General features: G+C 32.0%; 13 protein-coding genes. 6 read left to right on the plus strand and 7 right to left on the minus strand.

Translation table 11 applies throughout. From position 1 onward, the window contains the following. Window positions 1–38: 38 nt before the first annotated feature. Window positions 39–566, minus strand: a complete 528-nt coding sequence (locus CN514_RS08695; protein ID WP_098232258.1) for a CotO family spore coat protein — start codon at window positions 564–566, stop codon at window positions 39–41. Window positions 567–808: 242 nt separating this feature from the next. Between CN514_RS08695 and CN514_RS08700 the strand changes: the two genes are divergently transcribed. Continuing rightward, window positions 809–1,282 carry a spore coat protein gene (locus tag CN514_RS08700; protein WP_098232259.1) on the plus strand — a complete coding sequence of 158 codons (474 nt, stop codon included), beginning with the start codon at window positions 809–811 and terminating at the stop codon, window positions 1,280–1,282. 380 nt (window positions 1,283–1,662) lie between these two features. Continuing rightward, window positions 1,663–2,328, plus strand: coding sequence for a DUF2642 domain-containing protein (locus CN514_RS08705; protein ID WP_098232260.1), 666 nt, complete (start codon window positions 1,663–1,665; stop codon window positions 2,326–2,328). A gap of 821 nt (window positions 2,329–3,149) precedes the next feature. On the opposite strand, the gene fabI is transcribed toward CN514_RS08705, so the two are convergent. Beyond that, entirely contained in the window at window positions 3,150–3,920 is a 771-nt protein-coding gene (gene fabI / locus CN514_RS08710; RefSeq protein ID WP_091024015.1) for an enoyl-ACP reductase FabI, read from the minus strand. A gap of 379 nt (window positions 3,921–4,299) precedes the next feature. Between fabI and CN514_RS08715 the strand changes: the two genes are divergently transcribed. Both CN514_RS08715 and prpE read left to right on the plus strand, forming a co-directional pair. Then, window positions 4,300–5,463, plus strand: coding sequence for an FtsW/RodA/SpoVE family cell cycle protein (locus CN514_RS08715; RefSeq protein WP_098232261.1), 1,164 nt, complete (start codon window positions 4,300–4,302; stop codon window positions 5,461–5,463). 165 nt (window positions 5,464–5,628) lie between these two features. Continuing rightward, a complete protein-coding gene (gene prpE / locus CN514_RS08720) occupies window positions 5,629–6,387 on the plus strand; it encodes a bis(5'-nucleosyl)-tetraphosphatase PrpE (RefSeq protein ID WP_098232262.1) in 759 nt (252 codons plus the stop codon). A 189-nt stretch (window positions 6,388–6,576) separates the two neighbouring features. Here the strand turns inward: prpE and CN514_RS08725 are convergent, their stop codons facing one another. The 4 genes from CN514_RS08725 to CN514_RS08740 are packed head-to-tail and all read right to left on the minus strand — an operon-like array spanning window position 6,577 to window position 9,304. Beyond that, entirely contained in the window at window positions 6,577–7,464 is an 888-nt protein-coding gene (locus tag CN514_RS08725; protein WP_098232266.1) for an RluA family pseudouridine synthase, read from the minus strand. 13 nt (window positions 7,465–7,477) lie between these two features. Beyond that, the gene (locus tag CN514_RS08730) at window positions 7,478–8,269 is read right to left on the minus strand and encodes an NAD kinase (protein WP_069032994.1); all 792 of its coding nucleotides are present in this window, start codon (window positions 8,267–8,269) and stop codon (window positions 7,478–7,480) included. Window positions 8,270–8,284: 15 nt separating this feature from the next. After that, window positions 8,285–8,908: a GTP diphosphokinase gene (gene yjbM / locus CN514_RS08735; RefSeq protein ID WP_098232263.1), complete on the minus strand. Its 624-nt coding sequence runs from the start codon at window positions 8,906–8,908 to the stop codon at window positions 8,285–8,287. A gap of 15 nt (window positions 8,909–8,923) precedes the next feature. Then, window positions 8,924–9,304: a UPF0738 family protein gene (locus CN514_RS08740; RefSeq protein WP_098232264.1), complete on the minus strand. Its 381-nt coding sequence runs from the start codon at window positions 9,302–9,304 to the stop codon at window positions 8,924–8,926. 135 nt (window positions 9,305–9,439) lie between these two features. On the opposite strand from CN514_RS08740, the gene CN514_RS08745 reads away from it, so the two are divergent. Further along, window positions 9,440–10,036, plus strand: a complete 597-nt coding sequence (locus CN514_RS08745; RefSeq protein WP_098232265.1) for a CYTH domain-containing protein — start codon at window positions 9,440–9,442, stop codon at window positions 10,034–10,036. A 641-nt stretch (window positions 10,037–10,677) separates the two neighbouring features. Then, on the plus strand, window positions 10,678–11,550 hold the full coding sequence (locus CN514_RS08750; RefSeq protein WP_069032990.1) for a DsbA family protein: 873 nt from the start codon (window positions 10,678–10,680) through the stop codon (window positions 11,548–11,550). A 270-nt stretch (window positions 11,551–11,820) separates the two neighbouring features. On the opposite strand, the gene CN514_RS08755 is transcribed toward CN514_RS08750, so the two are convergent. Continuing rightward, window positions 11,821–12,852, minus strand: a 1,032-nt coding sequence (locus CN514_RS08755; RefSeq protein WP_141529338.1) for a M3 family oligoendopeptidase, incomplete at its 5' end; no start/stop codon positions are given.

Below are 12,852 nucleotides of genomic sequence, written 5' to 3' on the forward strand. Positions count from 1 at the left end.
TGGGTGGTAGATCATGTATCTACCACCTTTTTAACGCCTTAAATACCTACCATTTGAATACTTACAATACTTTGAATATCCAATTCAACATCATTAATTTTTGAAGAAACCTTAATTGATACCTTTCCTTCGTTGTAACCCATAATATAGCCAATATATAAATCTTTTTCTGTTCGAATTCGGCACTCAACTTTTGGAATATAATGAGGCTTATTTATCATAAATAATATTTTTTCTTCATTCGTCATGGCTTTAAATGGTTTTTTCATCCAAGTATTGTCTGCTTCGACTTGTTCTTGTTCTTGTTCTTGTTCTTGTTGTTCTTCTTGTTCATCTAAATTCACAACTTCTTCTAATTCTTCTATTTCTTCTAGTTCTTCTATTTCTTCTAGTTTTTCAACTTCTACGTATTTAGAAGCTACATATTCTTTATCCTTTTGTTTTTGATCCTGATTATTTACTTTGACCACATAAGAGTGTTGTACGTTCAACTTGGCTTCTTGAAAATCTGGCTGCGCAATATATAATAATGGCTTTACACCCTCTTTAGACTCTTTTCGTGCCATTGTTGTTCCTCCCTCGTAAGTGTGCTCTCATAAATTATATGAACGGACAATATTTATCATGTTACTTTTTTCTCAATCAAGTAACCTACTAATTTAATCGAAATACGAAATAATTGCCTATCAACACATGACTAATTTTATACATATTCATATAAATTGGACAAATATCCTAGTACAAACAATTGACAGGGCACATATAAATACATTGTAACCGCACAGAAAAAACAAGGAGCGATGAAAAAGTGAATAAAGAGTTATTCTCAGTATTCGTAGGTAAAGGAGTTAGAATTGGTCGAGGAGGTCATGAATCTAAAGAAGGTTTATTAATTGGTGCATTTGGAACACATATTGCTCTTTTTACAGAGGGTGAAGGTGTAATTTACTACCCTTATACTCATATTAAAAGCGTAACTTCATTTGCTAAAGGTAAATTATCTTATGATGAAATGTACAATACGATTGAATTATTACCAAACGAGAGTTTTGTAGACTTATTAAATTCTCAAGTTAGACAATGGGTAAAAATTAATCGCGGTGGCCACGACAAAGTTGAAGGCATTCTTCTTGATGCAAACCATGATTATGTAGAAATTTCTTTTAACGATGAACTAGTGTATATTGCTACTTATCATGTAAAAAGTGTAAGTTTCGGAGAAAAATTTGAAGTTTACGAAAGAAGTAATACGACAAGCCAAACATTAAGAAGAAGAAAATAATGTTTAGAAAGGTCGTTTTATGAAATAAAACGACCCTTTTTTTTATAAAACTTTGACCCTCGATGCCATTCTAATTATGTAAACCCATTATAAGTAATTTGAATCTATACTTAATTTTGAGTGGTAATCAATAAATTATTGGAAGTATGCTGTTATGAACTAGCTGATCCAACTATAAAATTTTCAAACTTAATAATCTTTTTTCATTCATATAAGACAGGCACTATCTACCTTGCCAACCTTAAAATGAAATGATTGATTTTATTTAGACAAACTATCATCCTAATTGATATGCCCATATAAAAAAAATCGAAAATCCTTTTTCAGAAATGAACATGTCTGAATAATAATGATTTATCTTTTTAAGAAAGGAGAAAATCATGGCAAGTTTCAAAAATTTTCTCAACAAACAAGTTACAATTGAAATTTCCGGTAACAGTAATGTTGATGGAATCTTAATTGAAGTTGGAAATGATTTATTAGTTGTTTTCAATGGTGAAAATTTCCTTTATATTCCACTACTTCATATTCATAACCTTAGTGAGAGTACAACTGAAGAATCATATGGTGTTGTTCCGTCATTACAAGAATTGGAACACGAAAAAGATGAGTTATCTTTACGTAAAGTATTAACTGCAGCCAAAGGAATCTTTGTTGAAATTAACCTTTCAAATAATTGTTCTTTTCATGGTTTTATTACAACCATCATGAATAATTATTTTGTATTCTATTCACCGATCTATAAAATCATGTATATATCCCTCCAGCATTTAAAGTGGTTAACCCCGTATCTCACAGAAAAAACCCCTTATATGTTAAGTAATAATTTATTACCTGTTAATCCTTCTAATATCCCTCTAGCGCGCACGTTAGACGTTCAATTAAATAAGTTGATTGGTGAATTAGTCGTAATGAACAGTGGAGAAAATTACGAATATATAGGTAAGTTGAGTTCGATTGACTCAAATTTCATAGAGTTGACTACATCTAGAGGAGAAAGCAAATTAGTAGGTCTTCGTCACTTAAAATCAATTTTTATTCCGTAAGAATTAATAAAATTAAAGTGCCACATTTACAATAAAAAAGTGCCTATTTATGATAAAAGAAGGCACTTTTTTTATTTGACTAATGTCAGGTTGATTTCCCTAACAGAATGTTTACCCATATAAGGAAGAACGCTTATTTCCACTGCAGGATGTACGCTTTTCATGGGGATTGTGGGGGCATGAGCTGAGAATCCTCTTTGTTGAGCCTCAGCCTTCTCATACCTCCTATATGAAATAAGGAGCATCCGTTCCAATTCTATATATACACATTAACCATTTATGAGTTACTAAATTTCAAGTTCTCGCTGCTTTACTTACTCATGAACCCTTTATGAATCAATATATTTCTGATTCTTGCCCTTTTACTTCTTCATGAACCCTTTATGAGTCACTCTATTTCCGTTTCTTGCTCTCTTACTTCCTCATGAACCCTTTATGAGTCACTATATTTCTGATTCTTGCTCTTTTACTTACTCATGAACCCTTTATGAGTCACTATATTTCTGATTCTTGCTCTTTTACTTACTCATGAACCTTTTATGAGTCACTATATTTCTGATTCTTGCTCTTTTACTTACTCATGAATCCATTATGAGTAAGTTATTTTCGTCTTCTTACTGTTTTACTTACTCATGAACCCTTTATGAGTCACTATATTTCTGATTCTTGCTCTTTTACTTACTCATGAATCCCTTATGAGTAAGTTATTTACGTCTTGTAGCAGTTTTACTTACTCATGAACCTCAACCTTATTAAAGTATGTTATTTAAAAACACAAAAAAAATAGAAGTCATTTAGACTTCCATTTTCTCTTACTCTTCTTATCCCATTATATGGTATCCTGAATCAACATGAATGTTTTCTCCAGTAATACCTCTTGCTAAGTCACTAAATAAGAATAAAGCAGAATCTCCTACTTCTTCTTGTGTTACGTTTCTACGTAACGGTGCTTTTTCTTCGATCTCTTTTAAGATTGTATTAAAGTCGCCTACTCCTTTTGCAGAAAGCGTACGGATTGGTCCTGCAGAGATTGAGTTAACGCGAATATTGTATTTCCCTAAATCGTTCGCTAAATAGCGTACAGAAGCTTCTAGAGCTGCTTTAGATACACCCATTAGGTTATAGTTTTGCATTACACGCTCTCCACCTAAGTAAGTTAGAGTAACAATGCTTCCGCCTTCAACCATTAATGGTTTTGCTTCACGAGCTACACCTACTAAAGAGTAAGCACTAATGTTTTGTGATAATAAGTATCCATCACGGCTTGTGTCTACAAAATCTCCTTTTAAGTCCTCTTTATTAGCAAAAGCAATACAGTGTGCTACACCATGAATTGTGCCTACTTGCTCTTTAATTGAAGCAAAGCATTTTGCTAAATCTTCATCACTAGTTACATCACATTGAACTAAAAGATTGTTAGGATTTTCTAGTGAGTCAGCCAATTCACGAACACCTTTTTCTAATCTTTCATTAGCGTATGTAAAAATTAAATTTGCTCCCGCGCTATGTAATGATTGTGCAATACCCCAAGCGATACTACGGAAGTTTGCAACACCCATAACAACAAAAGTTTTTCCTTGCAATGAAATCATATCTTTCATCTCCTTTATTATTAGTTATTAGTACTAGATACTAAAATAGTAGCACAAATACAATGAATTGAAAATAGTAAAGTTATTTATAGCTTTGTCCACATAAAGAAAACTCGTCGACTGACGAGCCTTTTAGGCGAAGTCAGAGGCGTAGTTGCACTTATACTTTGTTCCTAGAATTGGCTACCACGTCGAGTACTATTCCTAGCTGCCAATTTATATTTTAAAGTGAAAAATATAAATATAATAGTTTATTTAAAAAGAGTTTATAGTTTTGAATTCCTTTAAGGACAAAAATAAATTATAATGATGATTGTCGTACATTAAAAGTGCCTATATAAAAGCATACTAATAAAACTTATTATAGAGAGGTGAGGACATGAAGGAAGACCGTACATCTCCCTTTCAAATTGATTTCAAATTACTTTTTATCCTTTTTTGTATTGCCGCTGTAAGTTATCTTGCAATTACTAGTGCAATGCCAAGCCTTCCTGCAAATCTAAGAAACATCAATTTCGCTGGACAACAAATTAAATGGTATATCATTGGGCTTGTTGGTATTGCCTTTATTATGATTATTGATTTTGATCGATATAAAAATGTTATTTGGTATATGTATGGTTTTGGTCTACTCTTACTACTTGGATTAGAACTGCATATTCCAGGTGCTAAAACCATTAAAGGTGCAACGGCATGGTACACATTACCTGGTATTGGTAACTTCCAACCATCTGAATTAATGAAAATTTTTATGATCATTATTTTAGGAACGATTATTTCAAGACATAATGAAATGTACGCTGTCCGTGGAAAGAGAGAAGATATTTTACTTTTAGGTAAAATATTCGGTATTGCATTGCCTCCTCTACTACTGATTGCAAAAGAGCCTGACTTAGGAAATACAATGGTTATGTGTGCAATTATCGCAACAATGATTTTAATTTCTGGAATTCGTTGGCGCTATATTCTTGGACTAGTTGTATTAACGATCGGTCTTGGTGCATTCATGGTTTACCTATACTTTTATCATTTTGAATTTTTCACATCGCATGTACTTGAGGAATACCAGTTAAATCGTTTTTACGGTTGGCTAGCACCGTATGAATACCCTTCTCAAGGTTATCAGCTTACTCAGGCATTAATGGCAGCTGGTTCTGGTTTACTTACGGGTAAAGGATTTCATAATGGTGAAGCATACTTCCCTGAACCACATACAGATTTTATTTTCACCGTAATCTGCGAACAATACGGGTTCATAGGAGCTAGTGTAGTAATTTCATTATTCTTCTTATTAATTTATCGAATGATTCATATTGCTTTAGAAAGTAACGACAAATTTGGTAGCTATCTTTGTGCTGGTGTAGTCGGAATGTTTACTTTCCAGATTTTCCAAAATATTGGTATGACGATTGGTCTACTACCGATTACAGGGATTACTCTACCATTCGTTAGTTACGGAGGAAGTTCTCTAGCAACTAATCTTCTAGCAATCGGATTCATCCTTAATGTAAGATCTAGAACAAATAAGTATATGTTTGACTGATAGAGTAGAAATACAAAAAAGACAGGGGTAAAGATCTAATGAAGATCTTTACCCCTTCTTTTTTTATATTAGCAATACTCTTCTTGGAAAATTCTTTTAGGCTGCTTTTTTAGGGCATACTACGATTATAACTTGTTGAAATAACAAACTAAAAGGAATGATAGGATGAAATACGATATTATAGGCGATATTCATGGTTGTTATAATGAATTTGTTGAATTAACTAAAAAACTTGGTTATTCGTGGGAGAATCATATTCCTGTTCACCCTGAAAATCGAAAGCTAGTTTTTGTTGGTGATTTAACGGATCGCGGACCTAATTCGCTTGCAGTTATAAAAGTAGTATATGAACTTGTGATGAAGCATAAGAAAGCACATTATTCACCAGGGAATCATTGTAATAAACTTTATCGTTATTTTCTTGGTCGCAATGTAAAAATTCAACATGGACTTGAAACAACAGTTGCTGAATTAGAATCAGTTAGCGGTAAAGAAAGGAGCCATTATCAAGCATCGTTTAAAAAACTTTATGAAGGCTCCCCACTTTATAATGTTCTAGACAATGGAAAATTAGTTGTTAGTCATGCCGGAATACGTGAGGATATGATTGGTAAGCATTCAAATAATGTTAAAACATTCGTTTTATATGGAGATATTAATGGAGAAGTGCTTCCAAATGGGATGCCTGTAAGAAAAGATTGGGCTAAAGAGTATAAAGGTAAAGCATTAATTGTTTATGGTCATACTCCAATTAAGGAACCAAGAGAATTAAATAATACAATTAATATTGATACTGGCGCTGTCTTTGGAGGAAAACTAACAGCATTTTCGTATCCAGAACATAAATACACCCAAGTACAATCTTCCATGCCATACATTGAAGAAAAATTTAGTTTTTACGAAGAAAAAGAGAGTAGAGTTTAGGTAAGTAGATACAAAAAAAGTAGGTTTCTGATCGGAACCTACTTTTTTGCTGATAATGTAAGCGCTCACTTATCAGCATATATTAGTCTCTTCCATCCCCATGGAGAAACACTACATACTAAAAATAATCTATTATTCATATATTGTCAATAAATTATACAAAATTTAGACAAATTTATCACTTGACATTCACGACTCCAATAACCTTTTTACATCAGCAGGTAAAGCGATTTCAAAGTTTTTTTCAGTAAGATCAATTGGATGAACAAATGACAATTGATAACTATGCAACGCCTGCCTTTTTAATCGATCAGTATTACCTCCATATAAGTCATCCCCGATTAGTGGATGTCCAATCGAAGACATATGAACCCGGATTTGATGTGTTCGACCAGTTTCTAATTCTAATTCAACGACTGAGTAGTCCCTATTTACTAAAAGGACCTTATAATATGTGATTGCTTCTTGTCCCTCTTCAGAAACAATACGCTCGATAATACTATCACTTTTCCTAGCAATCTTTGCTCGTATTACACCTTTTAAATCATTCATTTGCCCATGAACAATCGCTAAATATTTTCTTTGTACATTTTTTAATTCATTTTTCGAAAACAAATAATGAATATAACGATTTTTGGCAACTAGCATTAAACCCGATGTATCTTTGTCTAATCGAGTTACAATATGGATGGTCGATTGGAGCCCAATTGTTTGATAATAAAATAATAATCCATTTGCAAGGGTACCATTTGGATGTTCTCTAGAAGGTATACTTGGAATTCCAAAAGGTTTATTGATGACTAATACAGCATCATCTTCATAAACAATTTCAAAAGGAATATCTTCAGCTATAAGATCCTCACTTGGTTTCTCGATTGGAAAATAGATTTGAACAAGATCTAATTCTTTTAACATCGTACGGACAGTTTTTTCTTCACCGTTTACAGTAATTTTTCCACCTTGAAATTTTATATCTGTGAGAGCACGTTTAGAGAGCTCCTTTAATTTAAGAAACTCTCTAAGTAAAATTTCATTATGCTCTTTTTTTACTTCCCATGATAAACTAAATTGCTTCATATTCTTCACCATTTTATTTAACAAAAGAATCAACAACACGCTTCCAAAATGGAAAAGGTCTAAAACGTGCAAAACGTACTTTTTCATGAGCAACTCGACATTGAATTGATTTAACATCTTGATGTACGATTGTTTTATGATCTAATGTAATTTGAAAATTTGCGTTTCTTACAGGTTTAAGTAAGCAAGTATGATGTTTAGGTAAAACAAGAGGTGAACCAATTGTACGAAAAACTCGATTATTAATTGAAGCCATCTCAGCTATTTGAATCGCTTCAATTGATGGATGAATAATTGCTCCACCAAGTGCTTTATTATACGCTGTACTACCTGAAGGTGTAGAAATACAAAGACCGTCACCTCTAAATGTCTCAAAATGCTGACCTTTTATTTCAACATCAATCACTAATGTACCTTCAAGACCTTTTATCGTACATTCATTTAAAGCTAATGTTTGCATTTCTTTTCTTCCATCCTTATAACGGATGATTACTTCCAATAAAGGATATTCAACTACTTGAAATGGAGTCTTTGCAATTGCAATAACAAGCTTTTCTACCTCACTTGGTACCCAATCAGCATAAAACCCTAAATGCCCAGTATGAACCCCTACGAAAGATACTTTATCGAGAAGATGAGTGTAATTATGAAAAGCATGAAGTAAGGTCCCATCACCACCTACAGATATGACAATTTCAGGCTCTTCTTCATCAAATTTAAAATTAAAACTCTCTAAATAATCTCTCATTCGTTTCGTCAGTTCATTGGACTCTTGATCGCCCTTAGACATAATTACGAATTTCATTTTCTCGCCCTTTCCTTATTGGTCGTTTTTTTTCGAAAACTCTGCTTGCGCTTCTTGAATCTCTCCTCTAATAAGGGACATTTCTTCATCTAATAGAAACGCTGCTTCAGCTGCTCTTTGTAATCGTTCATGAATATTCTCAGGATATTTCCCTTTATACTTATAATTTAAAGAATGCTCTATTGTTGCCCAAAAATTCATCGCAAGAGTTCTAATTTGAATTTCAACTAAAACTTTTCGTTCACCTTCAATTGTTTGAACTGGATATTCAACAACTACATGATAAGAACGATACCCGCTATTCTTTTTATTTGTAATATAATCTCGCTCTTCAACAATTGCAAAATCTTTACGTTTGCGAAGAAGTTCCACTACATTTCTAATATCCTCTACAAATTGGCACATCATTCTAAGACCGGCAATATCCTGTAATTCAGTTTCTAAATTCGCTAAAGGAATTCCTTTTCTTATTGTCTTATTAACAATGCTGTGAATAGGCTTAACTCTCCCAGTAACAAACTCAATTGGGGAATGCTGATTAGTTTCTTCAAACTGTTTTCTAATCCCTTTTAACTTTATTTTCAATTCACTTACTGCTTGTTCATAAGGTGCTAAAAAACTTTCCCATTGACCATTCATCCAATCACCACCAACTTACTTCTCTTCTAAAAATGCACTTTGAACTTGCTTTACAAATTCTTCTCCATAGTTAAAATTACCTTCAACATTTTGGATTAAATAAGTTAGCTCTTCATTCCAATTATTTAGTGAAAGACTCTTTTCACCGACCTTTAAAAATACGTTTAAATTTTGATCATTTGCTTTATTCAAGTCCGACCAATACTCATAAGGAACTGTAACATATACAAATTCTTCATTTTCTTCTAATATATACAATAGTGAACCGTGGTCTGAGTCTGCAATCATTGTTCCTACTTCATGACACTGTTCTAAATTCATTTTTGTATCGTCGATTAACAGAAATAAACCATCTTCATTTATATTTATTCCATTTATTTCAAGCATTTTTCTCATCACTAAAACCTCAACCTTTTTAATGTATGTATTTTATTTAAATTTGACCATTTCTATTGTAACATATCAAATAGAAAATAGACGAAGACTAGCACATTCAATAACAAAAATAATACTAAAAATAAGGAGTTATTTATGGCTAAAGAAATTGAAATTGAATTTAAGAACTTATTAACAAAAGAGGAATTTGACAAGCTTAAATCGCATTTCCAAGTTAACGAGTCAAGTTTCCAATCACAAACTAATTATTATTTTGAGACACCTGATTTTACAATTAAAGAACATGGCGGAGCTCTAAGAATCCGAGAAAAGTCACTAACTTCATATACTTTAACTTTAAAAATAAAACAAACAGTCGGACATTTAGAAATTAATCAAAAAATTAGTGGAACTGAAGCATCAACTATGCTAAAAACCTACGTTCTTCCAGATGGTGAAGTAAAAGATTATATCAACGAAGTAAAATTAAACTTAAACGCCCTAGTATTAATAGGTGATTTAACAACAAACAGAGTAGAATTTCCATATGAAAGTGGACTCTTAGTTCTAGACCATAGTACATATTTAAATCACGAGGATTATGAGTTAGAATTCGAAGTTTCGGACGAAAACATTGGTAAACAACAGTTTATCAATCTGTTAGAGAATCTTCAAATTCCACAACGTAAAACATTAAATAAAATTAGACGCTTTTTTAATGTTAAACAAGGAAATCAGCTAACTGATATATGAGCAGCATTAATTTCAAACGCCGGAGAAACCTAAAGGGTATATTTCGGCGTTTTTTAGTATGTAGCCGAATTTATCTTGAAAGATAGCTGATTTCGATCAACTTTTTAACCGATTAACTAAAATTAAAGCTGCTTTGCTAGTTTGCCATTTGAAAATAACTACTTTTGTCCAGTTCTTTTGTCATAATTCCCTAAGGCGGTATAGGTATTAGTTTCACTTATTAGCTATTACTAAGGTTTTAGTATTGTTATTTTTAATTGCGATTCCCAATTTTTAATTGCAGATTTGACAATTTTATTTGTGATTTTGGAATTTTATTTGCAGCTCATACTTTATTTGCACAAATGTTCTCCTTATTTGCTGTTCTCTCATCTTTATTTGCAGACCAGACTTTCTCCTCGGTACCATTTCAAAAATTTAATTTACAATTCGCTTAGACTTCTACGACACAACCCTTTTTATCACCATACTCAAATGAAATAAGGAAATATTAATAGATTAATGAAAAATAGTGCATCATATTTGAAATATTAACTATCCGTTGCTACAATACCATTAGAGAATAAACGTGTTATATCTTACAAATTAATTTTCAAGTCTGTTATAGTACGGACTTATGAATTGCATTAAGGGTGAAATATATGAATGACAAACAATATAAAAATGAATCAATCACGCTTCCCGAGCAGAATTGTACAAAAAAATCGATTGAATTGTATGTATTCATAGATCCACTTTGTAGAAATTGTTGGGATTTTAGTACAATTTTAAAAAAGTTTCACTTAGAATATGGCCAATATTTTTCATCTACTTATATTCCAGTTAATCGATATTACACAACTAAAAAACTATTAGAAAAACGACCTTCTCAGCTTGCATTCGTATGGGAGAAAACAGCTAGCAGATCGGATATCCTTTGTGACGATCACTTATGGATTGATAATAAAGAACTTTACCCATACTACTCTGCAATTGCATTAAAGGCAGCTGAGCTTCAAGGTAGAGTAGCTGGCGTTAACTACTTAAAGAAGTTACAAGAATATTATTTCTTGAAGGATTTAGACATTACAGATCAAGATGTTCTTATCGAATGTGCTAAAGATATAAATATTGATGTAAAAGAGTTTATGGAAGATTTACACAGTACCCACTCTATTAAAGCTTTACAATGTGATATTAAAGTTACGAAAGAAATGCATGTAACTGAAATTCCAAGCGTTGTATTTTTTAATGAAAATATTGAAGAAGAAGGTTTGAAAGTTTCTGGTTTTGAAAGCTATCAGACTTATGTAAAAATATTAGAACTAATGACGAATACAAAGTTAGAAAAACGAGAACTACCTGATTTAGCTGAATTTATTAAATTCCAACCATTTGTTACGATTAAAGAATTATGTATGATTTACGAACAATCTACTCAATGTATGGAGTTAGAATTAAAAAAATTAATCCTACGTAGAAAAGTTAAGAAAATCGTTCAAAAAGATCAAATTTATTATCAGTATGTTGTTTAAGGAAAAAAAAGACCTAGCTTTCGCTAGGTCCTTTTTTTGATGTAATATTTTACATCAAGGGGATGGGAGAAATTTTCACGTTCAACAAAGGGGTATTTGTGTTTGTGAAGTAATTCACACCCTTATAATACAATTTATTTTAGAGTTTGGCAACCATTTGAGAAATATTTCACATTTTAGACACAAAATAGTAGGTATAAAGATATATAAAAAGTCAGGATAAAAACAAACACATATAGGTATGATGCTATATGTGTTTGTTTAAATAAGTTATTCGTTAAATAAAAGCTCTTCCATTTCGTTTAACATTTCTTCAAATACTTTTAATGCTTCTACGATTGGTTGTGAAGAAGTCATATCAACGCCAGCTTTTTTCAATACTTCAATTGGGTAATCAGAGCTTCCTGCTTTTAAGAAGCCTAAGTATCTTTCAACTGCTGGTTCGCCTTCTTCTAGAATTTGTTTTGAAAGTGCTGTTGCTGCACTGAAACCTGTTGCATATTGGTAAACATAGTAATTGTAATAGAAATGAGGAATTCTACTCCATTCTAAACCAATTAACTCGTCGATTACGATCTCGTCACCAAAATATTTTTGGTTAAGCTCGTAATATGTTTTCGTTAATAAATCTGGCGTTAATGCTTCACCATTTTGAGCTAATACGTGAATCTGATGTTCAAACTCTGCAAACATCGTTTGACGGAATACAGTTCCTCTGAAAGTCTCTAAGTAGTGATTTAGTAAATAAAGTCTTTGCTTAGGATCTTCAGTATTTTTTAGTAAATAATCATTTAAAATCGCTTCATTACAAGTAGAGGCAACTTCAGCTACGAAGATTGAGTAATCTCCGTAAACATAAGGTTGATTTTTACGAGTATGATAACTATGCACTGAATGACCAAATTCATGTGCTAATGTAAATAAATTATTTACATTGTCCTGCCAGTTCATTAGGATATATGGGTTAGTACCATACGCTCCAGAAGAGTATGCTCCGCTACGTTTTCCTTTGTTCTCTACAACATCTACCCAACGGCTTTCATATGCCTCTTTTAGAATTTCAACATATTCATCACCTAATGGTTTTAATGCTTTTAATAAAATTTCTTTTGCTTCTTCATACTTAACTTCCATTTTTACTTCTTCTACTAATGGTGTAAATAAGTCATACATATGAATTTCATCAAGCTTTAACGCTTTTTTACGAATAGCAATATAACGATGTAATAAATTTAAATTATCATTTACAGTAGAAACTAATTGATCATAAACAATTTCAGGAATTTCGTTATTACTTAATGC

Source organism: Bacillus sp. AFS001701, from assembly GCF_002559405.1.
Lineage (GTDB): Bacteria > Bacillota > Bacilli > Bacillales > Bacillaceae_G > Gottfriedia.